The 23,274-nt window shown below is 69.4% G+C and carries 22 protein-coding genes; 10 read left to right on the forward strand and 12 right to left on the reverse strand.

What is annotated here, in order from left to right; all coding sequences use genetic code 11:
• Positions 1–11: 11 nt before the first annotated feature.
• Positions 12–1,085, forward strand: a complete 1,074-nt coding sequence (cgtA, locus tag SOM08_RS04685; RefSeq protein ID WP_322470133.1) for an Obg family GTPase CgtA — start codon at positions 12–14, stop codon at positions 1,083–1,085.
• 17 nt (positions 1,086–1,102) lie between these two features.
• The gene (gene proB, locus SOM08_RS04690; protein ID WP_116958332.1) at positions 1,103–2,260 is read left to right on the forward strand and encodes a glutamate 5-kinase; all 1,158 of its coding nucleotides are present in this window, start codon (positions 1,103–1,105) and stop codon (positions 2,258–2,260) included.
• Positions 2,261–2,266: 6 nt separating this feature from the next.
• Here the strand turns inward: proB and SOM08_RS04695 are convergent, their stop codons facing one another.
• Positions 2,267–2,785: a CNP1-like family protein gene (locus tag SOM08_RS04695; protein ID WP_322470134.1), complete on the reverse strand. Its 519-nt coding sequence runs from the start codon at positions 2,783–2,785 to the stop codon at positions 2,267–2,269.
• Entirely contained in the window at positions 2,782–3,423 is a 642-nt protein-coding gene (locus SOM08_RS04700; RefSeq protein WP_116958330.1) for an RNA pyrophosphohydrolase, read from the reverse strand. The genes SOM08_RS04695 and SOM08_RS04700 overlap by 4 nt, the downstream gene beginning before the upstream one ends.
• 168 nt (positions 3,424–3,591) lie before the next feature.
• Between SOM08_RS04700 and SOM08_RS04705 the strand changes: the two genes are divergently transcribed.
• Together SOM08_RS04705 and SOM08_RS04710 are read left to right on the forward strand one after the other, a co-directional pair.
• Positions 3,592–5,337 carry a proline--tRNA ligase gene (locus tag SOM08_RS04705; RefSeq protein ID WP_322470135.1) on the forward strand — a complete coding sequence of 582 codons (1,746 nt, stop codon included), beginning with the start codon at positions 3,592–3,594 and terminating at the stop codon, positions 5,335–5,337.
• Positions 5,334–5,963 carry a lytic transglycosylase domain-containing protein gene (locus SOM08_RS04710; RefSeq protein WP_116958328.1) on the forward strand — a complete coding sequence of 210 codons (630 nt, stop codon included), beginning with the start codon at positions 5,334–5,336 and terminating at the stop codon, positions 5,961–5,963. The genes SOM08_RS04705 and SOM08_RS04710 overlap by 4 nt, the downstream gene beginning before the upstream one ends.
• A gap of 6 nt (positions 5,964–5,969) precedes the next feature.
• On the opposite strand, the gene SOM08_RS04715 is transcribed toward SOM08_RS04710, so the two are convergent.
• The 5 genes from SOM08_RS04715 to hemA all read right to left on the reverse strand — a co-directional run bounded on the left by SOM08_RS04715 (position 5,970) and on the right by hemA (position 10,847).
• Positions 5,970–6,977, reverse strand: coding sequence for an AAA family ATPase (locus SOM08_RS04715; RefSeq protein ID WP_322470136.1), 1,008 nt, complete (start codon positions 6,975–6,977; stop codon positions 5,970–5,972).
• A gap of 167 nt (positions 6,978–7,144) precedes the next feature.
• The gene (grxD, locus tag SOM08_RS04720; protein WP_116958326.1) at positions 7,145–7,468 is read right to left on the reverse strand and encodes a Grx4 family monothiol glutaredoxin; all 324 of its coding nucleotides are present in this window, start codon (positions 7,466–7,468) and stop codon (positions 7,145–7,147) included.
• Between the two features lie 43 nt (positions 7,469–7,511).
• On the reverse strand, positions 7,512–8,345 hold the full coding sequence (gene prmC / locus SOM08_RS04725; protein WP_322470137.1) for a peptide chain release factor N(5)-glutamine methyltransferase: 834 nt from the start codon (positions 8,343–8,345) through the stop codon (positions 7,512–7,514).
• A gap of 61 nt (positions 8,346–8,406) precedes the next feature.
• The gene (prfA, locus tag SOM08_RS04730) at positions 8,407–9,492 is read right to left on the reverse strand and encodes a peptide chain release factor 1 (protein ID WP_322470138.1); all 1,086 of its coding nucleotides are present in this window, start codon (positions 9,490–9,492) and stop codon (positions 8,407–8,409) included.
• 62 nt (positions 9,493–9,554) lie between these two features.
• Complete coding sequence (gene hemA, locus SOM08_RS04735) at positions 9,555–10,847, reverse strand: glutamyl-tRNA reductase (RefSeq protein ID WP_116958323.1); 1,293 nt, start codon at positions 10,845–10,847, stop codon at positions 9,555–9,557.
• 49 nt (positions 10,848–10,896) lie between these two features.
• Here hemA and SOM08_RS04740 point away from each other — a divergent pair, with 49 nt between their 5' ends.
• The gene (locus tag SOM08_RS04740) at positions 10,897–11,157 is read left to right on the forward strand and encodes a hypothetical protein (protein ID WP_322470139.1); all 261 of its coding nucleotides are present in this window, start codon (positions 10,897–10,899) and stop codon (positions 11,155–11,157) included.
• A 103-nt stretch (positions 11,158–11,260) separates the two neighbouring features.
• Here SOM08_RS04740 and ugpQ read toward each other — a convergent pair whose 3' ends face one another.
• The 5 genes from ugpQ to ugpB form a co-directional block, all read right to left on the reverse strand.
• Positions 11,261–12,004 (reverse strand): glycerophosphodiester phosphodiesterase, encoded by a 744-nt coding sequence (ugpQ, locus tag SOM08_RS04745; protein ID WP_416186995.1) that lies wholly within the window; start codon positions 12,002–12,004, stop codon positions 11,261–11,263.
• A gap of 2 nt (positions 12,005–12,006) precedes the next feature.
• Positions 12,007–13,017: a sn-glycerol-3-phosphate import ATP-binding protein UgpC gene (locus SOM08_RS04750; protein ID WP_116958320.1), complete on the reverse strand. Its 1,011-nt coding sequence runs from the start codon at positions 13,015–13,017 to the stop codon at positions 12,007–12,009.
• 11 nt (positions 13,018–13,028) lie between these two features.
• A complete protein-coding gene (ugpE, locus tag SOM08_RS04755) occupies positions 13,029–13,883 on the reverse strand; it encodes a sn-glycerol-3-phosphate ABC transporter permease UgpE (RefSeq protein WP_116958530.1) in 855 nt (284 codons plus the stop codon).
• Positions 13,884–13,887: 4 nt separating this feature from the next.
• The gene (ugpA, locus tag SOM08_RS04760; protein WP_116958319.1) at positions 13,888–14,769 is read right to left on the reverse strand and encodes a sn-glycerol-3-phosphate ABC transporter permease UgpA; all 882 of its coding nucleotides are present in this window, start codon (positions 14,767–14,769) and stop codon (positions 13,888–13,890) included.
• Between the two features lie 105 nt (positions 14,770–14,874).
• Positions 14,875–16,194: a sn-glycerol-3-phosphate ABC transporter substrate-binding protein UgpB gene (gene ugpB / locus SOM08_RS04765; RefSeq protein WP_116958318.1), complete on the reverse strand. Its 1,320-nt coding sequence runs from the start codon at positions 16,192–16,194 to the stop codon at positions 14,875–14,877.
• Between the two features lie 177 nt (positions 16,195–16,371).
• Here ugpB and SOM08_RS04770 point away from each other — a divergent pair, with 177 nt between their 5' ends.
• The 5 genes from SOM08_RS04770 to SOM08_RS04790 all read left to right on the forward strand — a co-directional run bounded on the left by SOM08_RS04770 (position 16,372) and on the right by SOM08_RS04790 (position 23,262).
• On the forward strand, positions 16,372–20,241 hold the full coding sequence (locus tag SOM08_RS04770) for an FAD/FMN-binding oxidoreductase (RefSeq protein ID WP_322470140.1): 3,870 nt from the start codon (positions 16,372–16,374) through the stop codon (positions 20,239–20,241).
• Between the two features lie 130 nt (positions 20,242–20,371).
• Positions 20,372–20,797: a gamma-butyrobetaine hydroxylase-like domain-containing protein gene (locus SOM08_RS04775; protein ID WP_116958317.1), complete on the forward strand. Its 426-nt coding sequence runs from the start codon at positions 20,372–20,374 to the stop codon at positions 20,795–20,797.
• 11 nt (positions 20,798–20,808) lie between these two features.
• Complete coding sequence (gene ubiE / locus SOM08_RS04780; RefSeq protein WP_116958316.1) at positions 20,809–21,540, forward strand: bifunctional demethylmenaquinone methyltransferase/2-methoxy-6-polyprenyl-1,4-benzoquinol methylase UbiE; 732 nt, start codon at positions 20,809–20,811, stop codon at positions 21,538–21,540.
• A 55-nt stretch (positions 21,541–21,595) separates the two neighbouring features.
• Entirely contained in the window at positions 21,596–22,615 is a 1,020-nt protein-coding gene (locus tag SOM08_RS04785) for a Tim44 domain-containing protein (protein ID WP_116958315.1), read from the forward strand.
• Positions 22,616–22,665: 50 nt separating this feature from the next.
• A complete protein-coding gene (locus SOM08_RS04790; RefSeq protein WP_322470141.1) occupies positions 22,666–23,262 on the forward strand; it encodes a hypothetical protein in 597 nt (198 codons plus the stop codon).
• Positions 23,263–23,274: the final 12 nt, after the last annotated feature.

A 23,274-nucleotide genomic window follows, 5' to 3' on the forward strand; every position in this document is an offset into this window, starting at 1 on the left:
ATTCAACCCCCATGAAGTTCGTTGATGAAGCCTCCATCGACGTCGCCGCAGGCGATGGGGGGAATGGGTGCGCGTCGTTCCGGCACGAGAAGTACAAGGAGTTCGGCGGCCCCGATGGCGGGGACGGCGGGCGTGGTGGCCACGTGTTCATGCTGGCCGATGCGAGCCTGAATACCCTGGTGGACTTCCGCTACACCCGGCGCTTCGAAGCGCAGCGCGGCGAGCACGGCAAAGGCTCCGACATGTTCGGTGTCAAGGGCGATGATGTGGTGCTCAAGGTGCCGGTCGGCACCATCGTGTCCGACGCCGAGTCGGGCCAGGTGCTGTGCGAGCTGCTGCAGGCCGGTGAGCAGGTGATGATTGCCAAGGGCGGTGATGGCGGCTTTGGCAACATGCACTACAAGAGCTCCACCAACCGCGCGCCGCGGCAAAAGACGCCCGGCTGGCCCGGCGAACGCAAGGCGCTCAAGCTGGAGCTCAAAGTGCTGGCCGACGTGGGGCTGTTGGGCATGCCCAACGCGGGCAAATCCACCCTGATCGCCGCCATCTCCAACGCCCGACCCAAGATCGCCGACTACCCCTTCACCACCTTGCACCCCAACCTGGGCGTGGTGCGGGTGGGTCCCGAAAAGAGCTTCGTGGTGGCCGACGTGCCCGGCCTGATCGAGGGCGCGTCCGAGGGCGCGGGCCTGGGCCACCAGTTCCTGCGCCACCTGCAGCGCACGCGGCTGCTGCTGCACCTGGTGGATGCGGCGCCGTTCGACGAGGCCGTCGACCCGGTGGCGCAGGCCAGGGCGATCGTGGCCGAGCTCAAGAAGTTCGACCCCGAGCTGCACGCCAAGCCCCGCTGGCTGGTGCTCAACAAGGTGGACATGCTGCCGCCCGAAGAGCGCGAGGCCCGCGTCAAGGACATCGTCAAACGCCTGCGCTACAAGGGTCCGGTGTTCGAGATCTCGGCGCTGACGCGCGAGGGTTGTGAGCGGCTGGTGCAGAAGGCCTACGAGCATATCGAGGCACAGCGGCAGCAGGCCATCGGGCCCGTCGAGATCGATCCCCGTTTCGCGCCGGGCGGCGGCGACGACTGATCCGAATCCATCACACCATGAGCCAGGTCATCGATAGCACGGCCAGCGAAGCGGCCGACCTCGTGCGCCACGCGCGGCGCATCGTCGTCAAGGTGGGCTCCAGCCTGGTCACCAACGAAGGCCGGGGCCTGGACGAAGGGGCCATCGGCCACTGGAGCCAGCAGCTCGCGGCCCTCGTCCAGCAGGGGCGCGAGCTCATCATGGTGAGCAGCGGTGCCATCGCCGAGGGCATGAAGCGCCTGGGCTGGAGCAGGCGGCCGCACGAGATCAACGAACTGCAGGCCGCCGCCGCCGTGGGCCAGATGGGCCTGGTGCAGATGTATGAGACGCAGCTGCGCGCCTGCGGCGTTGGCAGTGCGCAGGTGCTGCTGACCCACGCCGACCTGGCCGACCGCGAACGCTACCTCAACGCCCGCTCAACCCTGCTGACGCTGCTGCAGCTCGGCGTCGTGCCCGTGATCAACGAGAACGACACGGTGGTCAACGACGAGATCAAGTTCGGCGACAACGACACGCTGGGCGCGCTCGTGGCCAATCTGGTCGAGGCCGACGTGCTGGTCATCCTCACCGACCAGAAGGGCCTCTACACCGCCGACCCGCGGCGCGATCCCGAGGCGCGCTTCGTGCACGTGGCGCGCGCGGGCGATCCGGCGCTGGAGGCCATGGCCGGTGGCGCAGGCAGTGGCATCGGCAAGGGCGGCATGATCACCAAGATCCTGGCCGCCAAGCGCGCGGCGGCGTCGGGCGCTTCCACGGTCATCGCCTGGGGGCGCGAACCTGACGTGCTGCTGCGCCTGTGCGCCGGCGAGGCCATCGGCACGGCCCTGGTCGCGCAGACGGCCAAACACCAGGCGCGCAAGCGCTGGATCTCGGACCATTTGCAGTTGCGCGGCGCGGTGGTGGTGGACGACGGCGCGGCGGCCAAGATCGCGCGCGAAGGCAAGAGCCTGTTGCCGATCGGCATGACCGCGGTGGAAGGCGACTTCTCGCGCGGCGACGTGATCGCGGTGCGCGATGCGCGTGGCCAGGAGGTGGCGCGCGGGTTGGCGAACTACGCCAGCTCGGAAGCGCGCCTGCTGTGCCGCAAGTCCTCGGCCGATTTCGAGCGCCTGCTGGGCTACGCCGCCGAGCCCGAGATGATCCACCGCGACAACCTGGTGCTCAGCCGGGGCTGAGCCGGCTCAGCGCAACCGGTAGGGGTGCTCGCCCCGCAGCGTCTGGAGGATCTGGCGCGGCGACCCGTTCGGGGCTCTCCCGTCGCACAGGCCGGACTGCGCGAGTTTCAGAGCGCGCCGGGTGCTGCCCCGCGTGTCCAGAGGCTGCCAGTCGTCCGAGGCGCTGGTGCGCCAGCTCGCGCTGTCCGGGTCCCAGCGGCCATAGACCTTGACCTCGGCCGCATTGCACCGCACCCCCTCGTAGAGCGCATTGAGGGCCCCGCTGCGGCTGCGCGCCACGAAGACGTAGCGCACCACACCATCGGCGCCCACGCTCAGCGTGTCCGGGTCGATGCCGTATTCGAAGGACGAGCGGTCTTCGATGTCGACGGTGACGAGCCGGTCGGTGCTGAAGCGCGCCGGCAGGGCCACCTCGCCCTCCTTCCAGGTTTCGGGTTCGCGGTACGGGTACTGCGCCCAGAGCGGGCCGCCCATGGAGGCCAGCGCGACGGCACAGGCCGCCGCGCGGAAGAACCGGTTGTTCATTTGGGGACGGCGCCCTCGGGGCGAATGCTGGGTTGGGGCCCGGGGTCGAAGCTGGCGCCGGGGGGCAGTTCCAGGCCGGGCGGCGCCTCGGTGGCGGGAAAGCCGTCGACCGGGCGATAGCCGCGCCCCGGGTGGTGGCGTGGGTAGCGGCCACGACCGCCCTCCTGGCGCGGGACGTAACGCGCCAGCTCGGTCAAGGCCATCTCGTAGACGCCGCGCTTGAATTCGACGACCACGTCCAGCGGCACCCAGTAGTCGTTCCAGCGCCAGGCGTCGAACTCGGGGTGGCTGGTGGCGCGCAGGTTCAGGTGCCAGTCCTGCGCGACGAGGCGCAGCAGGTACCAGATCTGCTTCTGCCCCTTGTAGTGGCCGCGGGCGTCCCGCCGGATGAAGCGGTCAGGCACTTCGTAGCGCAACCAGTCCTTCGTGCGGGCCACGATGGCCACGTGCTCGGGGCGCAGTCCGACTTCCTCGTGCAGTTCGCGGAACATCGCCTGTTCGGGCGTTTCACCGCGGTCGATGCCCCCTTGCGGGAACTGCCAGGAATGGGAGCGGATGCGCTTGCCCCAGAACACCTGGTTTTTCTGGTTGAGCAGAATGATGCCGACATTGGGCCTGAAGCCCTCTCTGTCAAGCATAATCAACCTCGATTTTTGAACTGCGACCATTATGCATCGCACCCCGCGCCCAGCGAAGTGATCGCACACCGCACGGCCCCGCGTCCCGCCTAGGGATATACCCGCAAGCGGTGCCGGCGCCACCCCTCCTGAACCCCCTTTCGCGCACCGCCCGGTGCAGGCCCCTTCATGAAAGCCAGCCAGTTCCTGATCACGACGCTCAAGGAAGCGCCTGCCGACGCCGAGGTGGTGAGCCACCGCCTCATGACCCGCGCCGGCATGATTCGCAAACTGGGAGCGGGCATCTACAACTACATGCCCATGGGGCTGCGCGTGATCCGCAAGGTCGAGCGGATCGTGCGCGAGGAGATGAACCGCGCCGGTGCCGTGGAGCTCACCATGCCGGTGGTGCAGCCGGCCGAGTTCTGGCAGGAGAGTGGCCGCTTCGAGAAGATGGGCCCCGAGCTGATGCGCGTGAAGGACCGCCACGACCGCGACTTCGTGGTGCAGCCCACGAGCGAGGAGGTGGTGACCGACATCGCGCGCCAGGAGCTGCGCAGCTACAAGCAGCTGCCCAAGAACCTGTACCAGATCCAGACCAAGTTCCGCGACGAACGCCGGCCGCGCTTCGGACTCATGCGTGGGCGCGAGTTCATCATGAAGGACGCCTACAGCTTCGACCGCGACGAAGCCAGCGCCAAGCGCAGCTACGAGGTGATGGCCCAGGCCTACCGCCGCATCTTCGACCGCTTTGGCCTGAAGTACCGCGCGGTCGCGGCCGACAGCGGCGCCATCGGCGGTGACCTGAGCGAGGAGTTCCAGGTGATCGCTGCCACCGGCGAGGACGCCATCGTCTACTGCCCCGGCAGCGATTACGCCGCCAACCTGGAAAAGGCCGAGGCGCTGGCGCCCCAGGGGCCGCGCCCCGCGCCGGCCAACCCACTGACGCGCACGCCCACCCCCGGCAAGAGCACCTGCGCCGACGTGGCGCAGTTCCTGGGCGTTCCGCTGGCCACCACGGTCAAGTCCATCGTCCTGGCCACCGACACGCTCGACGACGCCGGCGCGGTGAAAGCCTCCAAGGTGTGGCTGCTGCTGCTGCGCGGTGACCACGACATGAACGAAGTCAAGGTGGGCAAGGTGCCCGGCCTCGACCAGGGCTGGCGCTTCGCCACCCCGCCCGAGATCGAGTCGCACTTCGGCTGCCGCCCGGGCTACCTGGGCCCCATCGGGCTCAAGCGGCCGGTGGAGCTGGTGGTGGACCGGGAGGTCGCCGTCATGGCCGACTGGGTTTGTGGCGGCAACGAGGCCGACGTGCACCTCACCGGCGTGAACTGGGGCCGCGACCTGCCCGAGCCCACGCGCGTGGCCGACCTCCGCAACATCGTCGAGGGCGACGCCTCGCCCGACGGCCAGGGCGTGCTGGCGATCGAGCGCGGCATCGAGATCGGCCACGTGTTCTACCTGGGCACCAAGTACAGCCGTTCGATGGCCGCCACCTTCCTCGACGAGGACGGCAAGCCCAAGCATTTCGAGATGGGCTGCTACGGCATCGGCATTACGCGCCTGCCGGCGGCGGCCATCGAACAGAACCACGACGAGCGCGGGATCATCTGGCCGGACGCGATCGCGCCGTTCACTGTGGTGGTGTGCCCGATCGGCATGGACCGCAGCCCGGAAGTCAAGGCCGCGGCGGACAATCTCTACTCCCAACTGCTGGAGCAAGGTGTGGATGTGATCCTGGACGACCGTGGAGAACGCCCCGGGGCGATGTTCGCCGACTGGGAGCTCATCGGCGTGCCCCACCGCATCACCCTGGGCGACCGGGGCGTGAAGGCCGGTCAGGCCGAGTACCAGCACCGGCGGGACAGCGCGGCCACGGCCGTGCCGCTGGCGGAAGTGGCGGCCCACGTGAAGGCCCGCCTAACGGCATGAACGCAGGCGGCTGGACCCGGCGCGACGGGCTGGCCGCCATGGCCGCTCTGGTGGGCGGGGCTTGGCTGCCGCCGGTTGCGCGGGCCGGCCAGCTGGAGGAGCCCCTGGCCGATTCCGTGCGCACGGCGCTGAGCGCGGCCGTCGCCAACGACACGCCTCCGGTACCCGAGTTCTTCGACACCGAGCGCCGGTTGGCCTATCTGCGCTGGCTGGGCGCCAACAGCGAGCGCCTGCGCCGCCGCAAGCCCGACTTCCAGACCCGCATCGAGTTTCTGCAAACCGTGTGGTACGAGACCCGCCGCGCGGGGCTGGACACCACCATGGTGCTGGGCCTGATCCAGGTGGAGAGCGGTTTCCGCAAGTTCGCCATCTCCAGCGTGGGCGCGCGCGGCTACATGCAGATCATGCCGTTCTGGTCGCGCCTCATCGGCGACGGCGATGTGGGCAGCCTGTTCCACATGCAGACCAACCTGCGCTTCGGCTGCGTGATCCTGCGGCACTACCTGGACCGCGAGCGCGGCAATGCCTTCATGGCCCTGGGTCGCTACAACGGCAGCCGCGGCAAGAGCGAGTACCCGAACGCCGTGCAGGCGGCGGCGCGCCAGTGGGCGCACCCCGACGCCTGAAACCCCCTACTGAAGGAAGCCGATGCGGCCCTTCGCCAGCCCGCCGCGTGGCAGGTCCTCGGGTTCGAGGCGGTAGCGCTGGTCCAGGCGCGCGTTGCCGAAGGCGGTGACGAGCGCGCGGCGCATGTCGCGCGGCGGCAGGCCGCCCAGCACGTCCAGCACGTCGGCGGGCACCTCGGGGTCAAAGCGCTGGCCCCAGTCGTGCTCGCCGCGGATGCCCCGGTAGAGGTTGGCCGCGATCTTGCGCGCCGCCTCGGGCGAGGGCGGCTGGATCTCGAACACGTTCATGCGGTTGAGGATGGGCTCGGGGATGGCGCGCTCGTCGTTGGCCGTGGTGACCCAGATCACCTGGCTGGCGTCGATCGCCACCTCGGCGAACTCGTCGACGAAGTGCTGCGCCGTGTCGTGTTCGAGCAGGCTGTAGAGCGCGCCCAGTGGGTCGTACTGCGCGTCGGCGCTGGCCTTGTCGATCTCGTCCACCACGATCACCGGGTTGGCGTACTGGCCATCCACCAGCGACTCGAACACCTTGCCGGGGCGGGCGCCCTTCCATTGGGACGAGGACCCCGACAGCAGCCAGCCGGCGGTCATGCTGCTCATGGGCACCAGGTTCATGCTGGTGCCCAGCAGGTCGGCGAGCTGGCGTGCGAAGTGGGTCTTGCCCACGCCAGGCGGGCCCAGCAGCAGCATCGGCGTCACCTCCAGGCTGTCGCGGCTGTCCTGGCTCAGGGCCACATGGCGTTTGACGTCGTCCAGGGCTTCGCCGAAGTTGGGCATGAGTTCATAGAGCGGCGCCATGTCGGGCAGGCCGGAGGGCTTGACGGCGAAGCGCTGCGAGCCGCGCTCGAGCATGCGCTGCCAGGTGTTGCGAAGGCCCTCGTGCTCGCGTTCGTTGCCGCTGGCCTGCAGTTTGGCCAGCTTGCGCTCGACTTCGTCCGTGTTGAACACGCTGCGCATCTGGGCGATGGGCAGGCCCAGGGGGGATGGCGCGACCAGGCTGCGTGAGCTGCTCATGGAACTCTCCTTCGAACGCGGCGGTGAGGACATTCAAGCACGGTGCGTGCCACTCCGGCTCGCTGATAAGGACCGGAAACAGCCCGCTGGCGTTCACTTTCGTGCAGAGCGTGCAAAAAGCACGAAGCCGCCCGGTGGGCGGCTTCGGTGGAGATACGGATGGGGGTTCAGTTCTGCGCGCTGAGTACCTGCTGCAGCTCGCCCGACTGGTACATCTCCATCATGATGTCCGAGCCGCCGATGAACTCACCCTTGACATAGAGCTGCGGGATGGTGGGCCAGTTGCTGTAGTCCTTGATGCCCTGGCGGATGGCGTCGTCTTCGAGCACGTTGACGGTGGTCAGCGTGCGGGGGTCCACGCCGCAGGCCTTGAGGATCTGGATCGCTCGGCCCGAGAAGCCGCACATGGGGAAGCTGGCGCTGCCCTTCATGAAGAGCACGATGTCGTGGGATTTGACTAGTTGGTCGATGCGGGTCTGGGTGTCGCTCATGTCGTGGTCCTGCTGGCGGGGCGCACCCCGGTAAGAGGGGGAATTATCGCGCCGCCGGCCAGCGCCCGCCGCTGCAGCGCACGATGCCCGCCAGGTCGGTGCGGCCACCCACGGCCTCGAAGCCGGCGGCGCGCAGCAGGGCCTGCACCGCTTCGGCCTGGTCGTGGCCGTGTTCGAGCAGCAGCCAGCCGCCCGGCGTCAGGGCGCCCGGGGCCTGGGCCACGATGGCCCGGATGTCGTCCAGCCCGTCGGCGCCCGAGACCAGGGCCGACAGCGGCTCGTGGCGCAGGGCCGCCAGGTGCGGGTCGCCGGCGGCGATGTAGGGCGGGTTGCTCAGGATCAGCTCGAAGCGCTCGCCGGGCACGGCGGCCAGCCAGGCGCCGGCCGCGAAGCGCAAACTCAAACCCAGGCGCTGGGCGTTTTCGCGCGCCAGGGACAGGGCGGCCTCGCTGGCGTCGGTGGCGGTCAGGCGCAGGCCAGGCGCGGCGTGCAGCAGGGCCAGGGCGATGGCGCCGCTGCCGGTGCCCAGGTCGATGGCCCGGGCATCGGGCGGCAGGCCGGCCAGCAATTCCAGCGCCCAGTCGACCAGGGTTTCCGTGTCGGGGCGCGGGGCGAGGGCGCGCGGGTCGGACCGCAGCACCAGGCCGTGGAAGCCCTGCTCGCCGCGCAGGTAGGCCATGGGTTCGCCGTCGCGGTGGCGTCGGGCGAGCGCAGCCAGACGGGTACGGGCGCTGTCGTCCAGCGTGAGTTCGTCGTGCGCTGCGAGCCAGGCGCGCGCCTGCGGGTCGCGGCCCAGGGCCAGCAGCAGCAACTGCTGGGCCTCCAGGCGCGGCACGCCGCTGGTCACCAGGGCGCGCAAGGTGTCGGCGATGGTCACGGGATGACCCTCCGCGCTGCGCACCGCGGGGCTGAGCGGCTTGGGACCGGCGCGGTGGCGCTCACGCCGCCGCCTGTTCCAGTTCGGCCAGCAGCTCGGCGCCGCGCGCCACCTGCAAGGCGTGCACCACCTCGTCGAGTTCGCCTTCCAGCACGCTGGAGAGCTGGTAGAGCGTGAGGTTGATGCGGTGGTCGGTGAGCCGGCCCTGCGGGAAGTTGTAGGTGCGGATGCGGTCGCTGCGGTCGCCGCTGCCGATCAGGCCCTTGCGCGTGGCAGCTTCCTTGGCGGCGCGCTCGGCGCGGTCCTTTTCGCGCAGCCGCGCGGCCAGCACCTGCAGGGCCTTGGCCTTGTTGGCGTGCTGGCTGCGGCCGTCCTGGCATTCGGCGGTGATGCCCGTGGGCAGGTGTGTCACGCGCACGGCCGAGTCGGTCTTGTTGATGTGCTGGCCGCCCGCGCCACTGGCGCGGAAGGTGTCGATGCGCAGCTCGGCCGGGTTGAGCTCGATGGTGGCGGCCTCGTCGGGCTCGGGCATGACGGCCACGGTGGCGGCGCTGGTGTGGATGCGGCCCTGGCTTTCGGTGGCGGGCACGCGCTGCACGCGATGGCCGCCCGATTCGAAGCGCAGCCGCCCGTAGGCGCCGTCGCCGTCGATGCGCAGCACCACCTCCTTGTAGCCGCCCAGTTCGCTGGGCGATTCGCTCATGAGCTCGACGCGCCAGCCCTGGCGCTCGGCGTAGCGGCTGTACATGCGGGCCAGGTCGCCGGCGAACAGGGCCGATTCGTCGCCGCCAGCGCCGGCCCGGATCTCCAGGAAGGCCGGCCGGGCGTCGTCGGGGTCGCGCGGCAGCAGCAGGGTCTGCAGCTGGCCGTCCAGCGCGGACAGGTCGGCGGCGCAAGCGGCGATCTCCTCTTGCGCCATGGCGGCCATCTCGGGGTCGCGCAGCAGGTCCCGCGCGGCCTGCTCGTCGGCTTCGCGGGCGAGGAAGCGGTCGAACACGGCCACCACCTCGCTGGCCTCGGCGTGCTCGCGGCTCAGGGAACGAAAGCGCGCGATGTCTTCCACCACGTCGGGCGCCGAGAGCAGGGCGTCGAGTTCGTGGAGGCGGGCGCGCTGTTTCAGCAGGGCGTGGCGGACGAAGGGTTTCATGGGCGGTGCCCGGCCGAAGCGCCCGTGGCTGGACGCGCCACGGCCACCGCGCGCCGGGCGGGCTAGGAGCGGGGGTCTTGGGGCGGCCGGCCGTCGCGCAGGAACAGGCGCGAGACGGTTTCGGCCGTGGCCGCGCGCGCGGCGGCGTCGCCGCTGTGCAGCTCGGCCAGGGTGCCGTGCAGCATCTTCTGGGTGAGGCCTTTGGAGAGTGCTTCCAGCACGGCCTCCACGGGCTCGCCGCGCGCCAGCAGGCGCCTGGCGCGGCCGAGTTCGTGGGCGCGCCAGGCGTCGGCCTGGGCGTTGATCTGCTGGATCAGCGGCACCACGCCGTTGGCCGGGTCGCGCCGCTCCATCCAGTGCATGAAGCTCAGCACGCCGGCGTCGATGATGGCCTCGGCCTGCGCCACGGCGGCTAGGCGGTTGTCCTTGCCGGTCTGCACCACGGTGGCGAGGTCGTCCACGGTGTAGAGGTAGACGTCGTCGAGCGCCTTCACCTCGGCCTCGATATCGCGCGGCACGGCCAGGTCGACCATGAACATGGGGCGGTGCTTGCGCTTCTTCAGCGCGCGCTCCACCGCGCCCAGGCCGATCAGCGGCAGGGTGCTGGCGGTGCAGCTCACCACCACGTCGAACTCATGCAGGTGTTCGGGCAGATCGGCCAGGCGCATCACCTGGGCGCCGAAGCGGCTGGCCAGCTTCTCGCCACGCTCCATGCTGCGGTTGGCGATGGCCATGGCCCGGGGCGTCTTGGCCGCGAAGTGGGTGGCGGCGAGTTCGATCATCTCGCCCGCGCCGACGAACAGCACGCGCACCTCGCGCAGGTCCTCGAACAGTTGCGAGGCCAGGCGCACGGCGGCGGCCGTCATGCTGATGGAGTGCGCGCCGATCTCGGTGGAGCTGCGCACCTGCTTGGCCACGGCGAAGGAGCGCTGGAACAGCTGGTGCAGCGTGGTGCCCAGGGCGCCGGCCTCGTCGGCGGCGCGCACCGCGTCCTTCATCTGACCCAGGATCTGGGCCTCGCCCAGCACCATGCTGTCCAGGCCGCTGGCGACGCGAAAGGCGTGGCGCGCGGACTGGTCGTCGCGCAGCACGTAGGCGTGGTCGCGCAGCACCTGGGTGCTCACGCCACCGGCCTGGGCCAGCCAGTCCAGGGTGGGGTCCAGCACGGCCGGGTCGCCCGCGCCGTAGAGCTCGGTGCGGTTGCAGGTGGACAGCAGGGTGGCCTCGGGCTGGCGCGGCAGGGCGCTGCGCAGGGTGTGCAGGGTGGGCTGGATCTGGTCGAGCGCGAACGCGAAACGGCCCCGCAGATCGAGCGGGGCCGTCTGGTGGTTGATGCCGAGCGTCCAGACAGACATAGCCCGGATTATAAAATTTGTTGCTTATGGACGGCCTTGATCCTTCTCAATGACGCCGGCACTGCTTCTGGGGCATGTGCTGGGCCTGATCGCGCCGGCCGTCGGGGTGGCGCTGGTGCTGTGGTTGGGCCTGCGGCTGCGCCGCGCCGGGCGCTTCGGGCGCGGCACACAACTGGCCGTGCTGGTCACTGCTGGCGTGCTGGTGCTGCTGGCCGGGCTGATCGCCTTCGGCCGCGACGGCAAGGTGGCGACCTACGCCGCCCTGGTGCTGGCGCAGGGCAGCCTGGCCTGGTGGTTGCGGGGCCGATAAGGGTCCCCCCGCGCTTCGTGCGACCCCTGACGGCAACACCAGTGGCTCGGCGAAGCCGGTTCCACGGTGCCCCTGGGTTCGACCGCTTCTCGCGCCCCGCTTCTCAGGTGCTGGGCGCCAGCAGGTCGACGCGGTCCGTGATGATCCCGTCCAGCCCCAGGTCGATCAGCCGCTGGGCCGCCCATTCGTCGTTCACGGTGTAGGCCAGCGCGCGCCAGCCCTCGGCGCGCGCCAGGTCCACCAAGGCCCGGTCCCACAGGGCGTGGTTGCACACCAGGGCCACGCAGCCCAGGTCGCGGGCCACGCGCTGCCAGCCATCCCAGGGGGTGTCCAGCAGCAGGCCACGCGGCAGTTCGGGGGCCGTCTCCCGCGCGCCTTGCAGCGATTCGGGGCGGAAAGAGGTCAGCAGCGGCGGGTCGCCTGGCTGGCCGGCCCACAGGCGCCGCGCCTCGGCGGCCACGGCGCGGCCGGTGGCCAGTTCCTGCCCCGGCGTGGGCTTGATCTCGATGTTGAGCCAGTGCCGCTGCGCCTGGCAGTGGCGCGCCAGCGCCTCCAGCGTGCACGGCGGCTCGCCCGCGAAGGCGCGCGAATGCCAGCCGCCGGCGTCGAGCCGGCTCAGCTCGGCCCAGGGCCGATCGCCGGCCAGGCCGTGGCCGTTGGTGGTGCGCTCCAGCGTGGCGTCGTGCAGCAGGAAGACCACGCCGTCGGCGCTGAGCTTGGCGTCGCACTCGTACATGCGGTAGCCGTGCGCCGCGCCCAGGCGGAAGGCCGCCAGGGTGTTTTCCGGCGCCAGCTTGCCGGCGCCGCGGTGCGCGATCCAGCGCGGGTAGGGCCAGGGGGCGGCCACGCTCAGGCCTCGACCCGCTGGCCGGACGCCGCGTCGAACCAGTGCAGCCGGTCCTCGCGCGGGCGGGCGTGGATGGTGCTGCCCACGGCCGGCGCGCCCTCGTCTTCGTGCGTGCGGATGATCACGGCCTCATCGCCCAGGCGGCAGTGCACCAGGCGCTCGGCGCCCAGCAGCTCCACCGTCTCCACCTGCAGCGCCCAGCCCTCGGGGCCGATGTCCAGGTGCTCGGGGCGGATGCCCAGGAGGCGGCCCTCGCGCCCGCCCGGGGCCTGCTTGAGCAGGTTCATGGGCGGCGAGCCGATGAAGCTGGCCACGAAGGTGGTGGCCGGGCGGTTGTAGACCTCTTCCGGCGTACCGAACTGCTCCATGTGGCCGGCGTTCATCACGATCATGCGCTGCGCCAGCGTCATGGCCTCCACCTGGTCGTGGGTGACGAACAGGCTGGTGATGCCCAGTTCGCGGTGCAGCTTCTGGATTTCGATGCGCGTCTGCGCGCGCAGCTTGGCGTCCAGGTTGGACAGCGGCTCGTCGAACAGGAAGACCTGCGGCTGGCGCACGATGGCGCGGCCCATGGCCACGCGCTGGCGCTGCCCGCCCGAGAGCTGGCGCGGCTTGCGCTCCAGCAGGTGGCCCAGTTCCAGGATCTGGGCGGCCTTGTCCACGCGCGCCTTGATCTCGTCCTTGGGCACCTTGGCGATCTTCAGGCCGTAGGCCATGTTGTCGAACACGCTCATGTGCGGGTAGAGCGCGTAGTTCTGGAACACCATGGCGATGTCGCGCTCGGCCGGCTCCAGTTGATTGACCACGCGCGGGCCGATACAGATCTCGCCGCCCGTGACCTCCTCCAGGCCGGCGACCATGCGCAGCAGCGTGCTCTTGCCGCAGCCCGAGGGGCCGACGATGACGATGAACTCGCCATCGGCGATGTCGGCGCTCACGCCGTGGATCACCTGCAGGGATTGCTTGCCCTGTCGGTATTGCTTGATGACGTTCTTGAATTGCAGCGTTGCCATGGAGCGTCTCTTCATTTCTCGGTGTCGACCAGGCCCTTGACGAACCATTTCTGCATGAGCATGACCACGATGGCCGGTGGCAGCATGGCCAGGATCGCCGTGGCCATGACCACGTTCCACTCCACGTAGACCTCGCCGAAGATGGCGCGCTTGATGCCCAGCACCACGGGGTACATGTCCTCGCTGGTGGTCACCAGCAGCGGCCAGAGGTACTGGTTCCAGCCGTAGATGAACTGGATGACGAACAGCGCCGCGATGCTGGTGCGCGACAGGGGCAGCAGCACGTCCCAGAAGAAGCGCATGGGCCCGGCGCCGTCCATGCGCGCGGCCTCCACCAGCTCGTCGGGCACGGTGAGGAAGAACTGGCGGAACAGGAAGGTGGCGGTGGCCGAGGCGATCAGCGGCACCGTGAGGCCGGCGTAGCTGTTGAGCATGCCCAGGTCCGACACCACCTCGTAGGTGGGGCCGATGCGCACCTCCACCGGCAGCATCAGGGTGACGAAGATCATCCAGAACACCAGGCCGCGCGCCGGAAAGCGGAAGTAGACGATGGCGAAAGCCGAGAGCAGCGAGATCGCGATCTTGCCGATGGCGATCACCATGGCGCAGACGAAGCTGACCCACAGCATGGGCGCCACCGGCGCGATGGTGGAGCCGCTGTAGGTCTTGCCGCCGAACAGCGCGAGCCGGTAGGTTTCCAGGAAGTGCGTGCCGGGCACCAGCGACAGCGGGTTGCTGCTGGCGATCTGCTCGGCCGTCTGGGTGGAGCCGACGAAGGTGATGTAGACCGGAAAGGCCACCACCAGCACGCCGATCAGCAGGATCAGGTGCGAAACGAAGGTGAGGACGGGGCGTCGTTCGATCATCATGTCAGTACTGGACTTTCTTCTCGACGAAGCGGAACTGCAGCACCGTCAGCGCGATGACGATGCCCATGAGGATGACCGACTGCGCCGCCGAGCCCCCCATGTCCAGGGCCTTGAAGCCGTCGTAGTAAACCTTGTAGACCAGGATCGCCGTGTCCTTGCCCGGGCCGCCGTGCGTGGTGGCGTCCACGATGGCGAATGTGTCGAAGAAGGCGTAGACGACGTTGATCACCAACAGGAAGAAGGTGGTGGGCGACAGCAGCGGGAAGACGATGGTCCAGAAGCGCCGCCAGGGCGAGGCACCGTCGATGGTGGCGGCCTCGATCAGCGACTGCGGGATGGACTGCAGGCCCGCCAGGAAGAACAGGAAGTTGTAGGAGATCTGCTTCCACACGGCGGCCATCACGATCAGGGCCAGGGCGTGGTCGGCGTTCAGCAGGTGGTTCCAGTCCAGCCCCAGCCAGCGCAGGGCGTGGGCCACCACCCCGTAGGGCGAGGCGAACATGAACAGCCACAGCACGCCGGCCACCACCGGCGCCACGGCGTAGGGCCAGATCAGCAGGGTCTTGTAGACCGAGGCGCCGCGCAGCACGCGGTTGGCCATCACGGCCAGCAGCAGGGCGATCACCAGGCCGAAGCCGGCCACCATCGCCGAGAACAGGGCGGTGACCTTGAAGGAGGCCAGGTAGCCCGGGTCGTCGAACAGGCGCTGGAAGTTGGCCAGGCCCACGTACTCGGTGGAGATGCCGAAGGCGTCCTGCTGCAGCACGCTCTGGTAGAGCGCCTGGGCGGCGGGCCAGAAGAAGAACACCAGCACCACCGCCATTTGCGGGGCCACCAGCAGCCAGGGCAACCAGGCGGATCGGAACCGGACGCGTTTTTCCATGGGGGTTTCGCGGGCTAGGGGAGGGGCGACGCTACAACAAAAACCGCCCCGCCCGGGTCGCGCCGGTGCGGGGCGGGCAGGGCGCCTGGGGCGCCCGGCGGGCCATCACTTGCCCTTGTTGGCGGCCTCGAAGCGGATCAGCAGCTCGTTGCCGCGCTTGACGGCGTCGTCCAGGGCCTGCTTGGGTGCCTTGCGGCCGGCCCAGACCTGCTCGAGTTCCTCGTCATTGATGGTGCGGATCTGCACGAAGTTGCCCAGGCGGATGCCGCGCGACTTGTCGGTGGTCTTGCGGATCATCTGCTCCACCGACACGTCGGTGCCCGGGTTCTGCTTGTAGAAGCCCGACTTCTCGGTGAGCTCATAGGCCGCCTTGGTCACCGGCAGGTAGCCGGTGCGCTGGTGGCTCTTGGCGGCTTCCTCGGGCTTGGACAGGAAGGCGAAGAACTGGGCCACGCCCTTGTACTCGGCCTCCTTCTTGCCCGACATCACCCACAGGCTGGCGCCGCCGATGACGGTGTTCTGGGGCGCGCCGGCCACGTCGGGGTAGTAGGGCAGGGTGCTGATGCCGCCGGTGAACTTGGCGTTGCGCTTGACGTTGCCGTACAGCGCCGAGGAGCCGGTCACCATGGCGCACTCGCCCGAGACGAAGGTGGCGTCGGCGGCGTTGCCGCGGCCCTTGTAGACGAACAGGCCGGTCTTGGCCATGTTGGCCAGGTTTTCGATGTGGCGCACGTGCAGCGGGCTGTTGAAGCTTAGGCGGGTGTTGAGGCCGCGCATGCCGTTGCCCAGGGTGGCGAACTCGGTGTTGTGCCAGGCCGAGAAGCTCTCCAGCTGGGTCCAGCTCACCCAACTGGTGGTGAAGGGGCATTTGTGGCCCGAGGCCTTGAGCTTGCCGGCCGCCAGGGCCACCTCGGGCCAGGTCTTGGGCGGCTTGTCCGGGTCCAGGCCGGCGGCCTTGAAGGCGTCCTTGTTGTAGTGGAAGACGGTGGTCGAGCTGTTGAAGGGGAAACTCAGCATCTGGCCATTGGGCGCGGTGTAGTAGCCGGCCACGGCGGGCACGTAGGCGTTCGGGTCGAAGGTCACGCCGGCCTTCTTCATCACCTCGCCCACGGGCACGATGGCCTGGCGGCTGGCCATCATGGTGGCGGTGCCGACCTCGAAGACCTGCAGGATGTGCGGGGCATTGCCGGCCCGGAAGGCCGCGATGGCGGCGGTCATGGACTCGTCGTAGCTGCCCTTGAAGGTGGGCACGATCTTGTACTGGGTCTGGCTGGCGTTGAAGTCCTTGGCCAGGTCGTTGACCCATTCGCCCAGGGCGCCGCCCATGGAATGCCACCACTGGATCTCGGTCTGGGCGTGGGCGGGGCCGGCAAGGGTGGCGGCCAGGGCGACGGCACCGGCCAGGGGCAGGAATCGGTTTTTCATGAAGGCTCCTCGGGTAGGGGATGCTGCGGAAGCCGCAGGCTATCGGTCTGGTGTGACGGATCGATTGCACAGGTGTTGCCCGCGTATGACAACGGGGGGTTTCCATAAGGAAGGGATGGGATGTTGCGCTGCGATACCATCCCCGCCTCGGTGCCCTATGACGGTGCCGGGTGCCCCATGAACGCTCCCACTCCGCTCACGTTGCTCGCCACCGCCACGGACGATACCCCCCGCTTGCGGGAGATCCCTTACAACTACACGTCCTTCTCGGATCGCGAGATCGTGATCCGGCTGCTGGGCGAGCGCTCCTGGTCCCTGCTGGACCAGCTGCGCGGCGAGCGCCACACCGGCCGTTCGGCCCGCATGCTGTACGAGGTGCTGGGCGACATCTGGGTCGTGCAGCGCAACCCTTACCTGCAGGACGACCTGCTGTCCAGCGCCAAGCGCCGCGGCCAGTTGGTCGACGCCCTGAACCACCGCCTGGCCGAGGTGCAGAAGCGCCGCACGCCCCAGGACGACCCGGCCCGCGACGCCCTGGTGGGCGAGCTGCTGGTGGCCGCCCGCGCCGCCGTCGAGGCCTTCGCCCGCTCTTTCGACGAGGTCGCGGCCCTGCGCCAGCGCGCCCAGAAGGCCCTGGGCCGGCTCACGGCCAGGGACAACATCAAGTTCGACGGCCTGTCGCGCGTCTCGCACGTCACCGACGCCACCGACTGGCGCGTGGAATACCCCTTCGTGGTGCTCACCCCCGACACCGAGACCGAAATGGCCGGCCTGGTGCAGGGCTGCATCGAGCTGGGCCTGACCATCATCCCGCGCGGGGGCGGCACCGGCTACACCGGCGGCGCCATCCCGCTGACCTGGAAGAGCGCGGTCATCAACACCGAGAAGCTCGAGGCCATGACCGAGGTGGAATGGGTCAAGGTGCCCGGGCACGACGAGCCGCTGCCCACCATCTGGACCGAGGCCGGCGTGGTCACGCAGCGCGTGGCCGACGCGGCCGAGCGCGCCGGCCACGTGTTCGCGGTCGACCCCACCAGCGCCGAGGCGTCGTGCATCGGCGGCAACGTGGCCATGAACGCGGGCGGCAAGAAGGCCGTGCTGTGGGGCACGGCGCTGGACAACCTGGTCAGCTGGCGCATGGTCACGCCCCAGGCCGAGTGGCTGGAGGTGATCCGCCTGGACCACAACCGCGGCAAGATCCACGACGCCGAGGTCGCCACTTTCGAGTTGCGCTACTTCGCGCCCGACGGCAAGACCCCGCGCCGCACCGAAACCCTGGCCATCCCGGGCAAGACCTTCCGCAAGGAAGGCCTGGGCAAGGACGTCACCGACAAGTTCCTTTCGGGCCTGCCCGGCATCCAGAAAGAGGGCTGCGACGGCCTGATCACCAGCGCGCGCTGGATCGTGCACCGCATGCCCGAGCACACCCGCACCGTGTGCCTGGAGTTCTTCGGCAACCCCAAGGACGCCGTGCCCAGCATCGTCGAGATCAAGGACTTCATGTTCGCCGAGCAAAAGCGCTCGGGCGTGGTCCTGGCCGGCCTGGAGCACCTGGACGACCGCTACCTGAAGGCGGTCGGCTACGCCACCAAGAGCAAGAAAGGCAATGGCAGCCTGCCCAAGATGGTGCTGATCGGCGACATCGTGGGCGACGACCCGGACGCGGTGGCGCGTGCCACCAGTGAGGTCATTCGCATCGCCAATACGCGCCACGGCGAGGGTTTCACCGCCATCAGCCCCGAGGCGCGCAAGAAATTCTGGCTCGACCGCAAGCGCACGGCCGCCATCAGCAAGCACACCAACGCCTTCAAGATCAACGAAGACGTGGTGATCCCGCTGCCGCGCATGGGCGAGTACACCGAGGGCATCGAGCGCATCAACATCGAACTCTCGCTGCGCAACAAGATCCGCCTGGCCGACGAGCTGGAGGCCTTCTTCCAGCGCGGCAGCCTGCCCCTGGGCAAGGGCGACGACGCCAGCGAGATTCCCACCGCCGAACTGATGGAAGACCGCGTGCAGCAGGCCCTGGCCCTGGTGCGCGAGGTGCGCGCCCTCTGGGCCGGCTGGCTGCAGGACGTGGACCGCCTGTTCCCGCAGCTGCAGGACCACAGCCTGCGCGCGAGCTGGAAAACCCAGATCCGCGCGCCGCTGCAGCAGCTGTTCGCCGGTGCCGCCTTCGGCCCCCTGCTGGCCGAGTGCAACGCCATCCACAAGCGCGTGCTCAAGGGCCGCGTCTGGGTGGCCCTGCACATGCACGCGGGCGACGGCAACGTGCACACCAATATCCCGGTGAACAGCGACGACTACGAGATGCTGCAGACCGCGCACGAGGCGGTGGACCGCATCATGGTGCTCGCGCGCGGCCTGGATGGCGTGATCTCGGGTGAGCACGGCATCGGCATCACCAAGCTGGAGTACCTCACCGACGAGGAGCTCAAGCCGTTCGCCGACTACAAGGCCAGGGTGGACCCCGAGGGCCGCTTCAACAAGGGCAAGCTGCTGCGCGGCGCCATGGACGGCGCCCACACCGCCGACCTCTCGCGCGCCTACACGCCCAGCTTCGGTCTCATGGGGCACGAGTCGCTGATCATGCAGCAGAGCGACATCGGCGCCATCGCCGATTCGGTGAAGGACTGCCTGCGCTGCGGCAAGTGCAAGCCGGTCTGCGCCACCCATGTGCCACGCGCCAACCTGCTCTACAGCCCGCGCAACAAGATCCTGGCCACCTCGCTGCTGATCGAAGCCTTCCTGTACGAAGAGCAGACGCGCCGCGGCGTGAGCATCCAGCACTGGCAGGAGTTCGAGGACGTGGCCGACCACTGCACGGTCTGCCACAAGTGCCTCACGCCCTGCCCGGTGAAGATCGACTTCGGCGACGTGACCATGAACATGCGCAACCTCTTGCGCAAGATGGGCCAGAAGAGCTTCCGTCCCGGCAACGCGGCGGCCATGTTCTTCCTCAACGCCACCCAGCCCGAGACCATCAAGCTCATGCGCACGGCCATGGTCGGCGTGGGCTTCAAGGCGCAGCGCCTGGCCAACCGGCTGCTCAAGCGCGTGGCGCGCAAGCAGACCAGCGCACCGCCGGCCACCCTGGGCCCGGCGCCCATCAAAGAGCAGGTCATCCACTTCATCAACAAGAAGATGCCGGGCGGCCTGCCCAAGAAGACCGCGCGCGCGCTGCTGGACATCGAGGACAAGGACTACGTCCCCATCATCCGCAACCCGCAGGGCACCACGGCCGAGACCGAGGCGGTCTTCTACTTCCCCGGCTGCGGCTCGGAGCGCCTGTTCAGCCAGGTTGGCCTGGCCACCCAGGCCATGCTCTGGCACGCCGGCGTGCAGACCGTGCTGCCGCCCGGCTACCTGTGCTGCGGCTACCCGCAGCGCGGCTCGGGCCAGTTCGACAAGGCCGAGAAGATCATCACCGACAACCGCGTGCTGTTCCACCGCGTGGCCAACACGCTCAACTACCTCGACATCAAGACCGTGGTGGTGAGCTGCGGCACCTGCTACGACCAGCTGCAGGGCTACGAATTCGAGAAGATCTTCCCGGGCTGCCGCATCGTCGACATCCACGAGTACCTGCTGGAGAAAGGCATCCGCCTCGAATCCAAGGGCGCCTACCTGTACCACGACCCCTGCCACAGCCCCATGAAGCTGCAGGAGCCCATGAAGACCGTGAAGGCGCTGGTGGGCGAGCAGGTGCTCAAGAGCGAGCGCTGCTGCGGCGAGTCGGGCACCCTGGGCGTCACGCGCCCCGACGTGTCCACCCAGGTGCGTTTCCGCAAGGAAGAAGAGATTCGCAAGGGCGAGGCGGCGCTGCGCGCCAGTGGTGCCGTCGGCGCCGAGGACAACGTCAAGATCCTCACCAGCTGCCCGAGCTGCCTGCAGGGCCTCACCCGCTACGGCGACGACCTGCAGAATGGCCTGCTGGAGGCCGACTACATCGTCGTCGAGATGGCCCGCCACATCCTGGGCGAGAACTGGCTGCCCGAGTACGTGGCCCGCGCCAACCAGGGCGGCATCGAGCGCGTGTTGGTATGAGCACCCCCCTGCGCCGCTTCGCGTCTTCCCCCCTGAAGGGGGGACCGCGCCCACGGCCCGGCGAAGCCGGTTCCGTGGCGCGCCGGGGTTCGACCCGGGCGCGCGCTGGCTATTGATTTCTGGAGACGATATGGCCGGCCTGGACCGCAACACCCCCACCCCGCAGGACATCACCGTGCACGGCGCCTCGCGCGTGCTCGAGGTCGCCTTCTCCGACGGGCAGACCTTCCGCATCCCCTTCGAGCTGATGCGCGTTTACTCGCCCTCGGCCGAGGTGCAAGGGCACGGCAAGGGCCAGGAGGTGCTGCAGACCGGCAAGCGCGCGGTGCGCCTCGTCTCGCTGGCGCCAATCGGCAACTACGCCGTGCAGCCCAGCTTCGACGACGGCCACGATTCCGGCATCTTCACCTGGGATTACCTGTACTTCCTGGGCTCGCAGCAGGCCCAGCTCTGGGCCGACTACGAGGCCCGGCTGCAGGCCGCGGGCGTGGGCCGCGACGACCCCATGCCGCTCAAGGGCGGCTCTGGCGGCGGCCACGGCTGCGGCCACCACTGAGGGCCGGCGCCATGGCACAGACCCATTTCGGCTTCCAGTCCGTCGACGAGGGCGACAAGGCGCGGCGCGTGCGCGGCGTGTTCGACTCCGTCGCCTCGCGCTACGACGTCATGAACGACCTGATGTCGGGCGGGCTGCACCGGCTCTGGAAGCGCTACGCCGTCACCGTGGCCAACGCCCGGCCCGGCCAGCAGGTGCTCGACATCGCGGGTGGCACCGGCGACCTCTCCCTGGCCTTCGCGCGCCAGGTCGGCCCCACGGGCCGCGTGGTGCACACCGACATCAACGAGGCCATGCTGCGCGAGGGCCGCACCCGGCTGCTGGACGCCGGCGTGGTGCTGCCCACCATGGTCTGCGACGCCGAGAAGCTGCCCTTCGCCGACGCCAGCTTCGACATCGTCTCGGTGGCCTTCGGCCTGCGCAACATGACGCACAAGGAACTTGCGCTGGCCGAAATGCATCGGACGCTCAAGCCCGGCGGCCGGTTGCTCGTTCTGGAGTTTTCCCGGGTGGCCCAACCGCTGGAGAAGGCCTACGACTGGTATTCGTTCAATGTGCTGCCGAAGCTGGGTCAGCTGGTCGCGGGGGACGCCGAGAGCTACCGCTACCTGGCCGAGTCCATCCGCATGCACCCGGACCAGGAGAGCCTGCGGCAGATGATGAAGGGGGTCGGCTTCGGACACGTCGACGTGCACAACCTCACCGGGGGTGTCGTCGCCTTGCACCTGGGCATCAAGTGTTGATCGGGCGCTCTCTCGGCCCCCGGCGTCGGAATCGTTGCAATCGGAGACACATGGCATGAAGAAACACAAACTCTGGTCCTTTCTGCTGGCCTGCGCCCTGGCCGTCGGTTCCGCCGACGTGATGGCCAAGCGCCTGGGCGGCGGCGGGTCCTTCGGCAAACAGTCCGGCAACGTGACGCAGCGCAGCACCGCGCCAACCCCGCCCAATCAGGCGCCCGCCCAGCAGGCCACGCCGGCGCCCACGCAGAACGCCGCTGCCCAGCGCCCGGCCAACGCCGCCCCGGCCGCCGCGCCCAAGCGCCCCTGGGGGGCCATGCTGGGTGGCCTCGCGGCCGGCCTGGGTCTGGCCTGGCTGGCCTCGGCCCTGGGTTTTGGCGAGGCCTTCGCGCAGTTCCTGTTGTTCGCCCTGCTGGCCGTGGTGGTGCTGGCCGTCGTCGGCATGGTGATGCGCCGCAAGGCGCCGGCCCAGGCCGCCGGCCGCAGCGATGGCCTGGCGTACCAAGGCGCGGCCGGTGCCACGGCGCGCGCGCCGCTCGACCTCGAGCCGGCCACGCCGGCCAGTTACAGCCCCAAGAACGTTGGCAACGACGCCTCGGCCCGCCCCTGGGAGCGCAGCGCGCCCGCCTCGCTCGACAGCGGCCACGGCTCCATGATCGGCTCGGCCCTGCAGGGCCGCCAGACCTGGGGCATCCCTGCCGGGTTCGATACGGAGGGCTTCCTCAAGGCCTCCAAGGCCAACTTCGTGAACCTGCAGGCCGCCTGGGACAAGTCCGACATCCCCAGCCTGCGCGCCATGATGACCGATGAGATGCTCGAGCAGATCAAGGGCCAGCTGGCCGAGCGCGAGCGCAGCGGTCCCGGCGCGGCCCACCACACCGAGGTGGTGATGCTCGAGGCACAGCTGCTGGGCATCGAAGAGCTCGACGGCGAGTACATGGCCAGCGTGGAGTTTTCCGGCCTGATCCGCGAGGAGCCTTCGGCCGGCCCCAACCCCTTCCGCGAGGTCTGGAACATCACCCGGCCCAAGAGCGGTCCGGGCGGCTGGCTGGTGGCCGGCGTGCAGGCCCTGCAGTAAGCCGACGCGGCGCCGGCGCGGCGCCCGTTATCCGTCAGAATCGGGTGGTCATGGCCCATGTACCACCCGATTCCGTTTCTGGTGCCGGCCCGGCCGGCCCGCAAGGCCCGGCCGGCGCGCCGACCGATCCGTTGCGCTCCATCCTGCAGGCCCTGCGCCCACCCGGCTGGGTGATCGACGAGCTGCAGAACAAGCTGGTGCTCTTCCTCAACCACGTGCTGCAGCAGGAGCCGGCGGCCACCGAGCGGCTGCGCCGCCAGGCCGGCAAGCCGCTGCGCGTGCAGTGGGGCGATTTCCATTTCTGCGTGGCGCCCACGCGCGCCGGCCTGCTGGAGCGTGTCGACCCCGTGCAGCACCCGCCCGAACTCACCGTGAGCCTCACCCAGACCTCGCCCGCCGAGCTGGTGCGGCGCATGCTGGCCGGCGAGAAGCCGGCCGTGGACATTCAGGGCGACGTGCAGTTCGCTGCCGAAGTGGCCTGGCTGGTGGACAACGTGCGCTGGGACGTGGAGGAAGACCTCTCGCGCCTGATGGGCGACGCGGCGGCGCACACCCTGGTGGGCTTCGCGCGCCAGGCCGCGCAGGCGCTCAAGGGCTTCGTCGCCCGCATGCCCCGCCCGCCGAGCGCCGGCGGGGGCGCCGCATGATCGCGGCCCGAC

Origin of the sequence: Hydrogenophaga sp. SNF1, from assembly GCF_034421675.1 — a bacterium.
In the GTDB taxonomy this organism is placed as follows: Bacteria; Pseudomonadota; Gammaproteobacteria; order Burkholderiales; family Burkholderiaceae_C; genus Hydrogenophaga; species Hydrogenophaga borbori.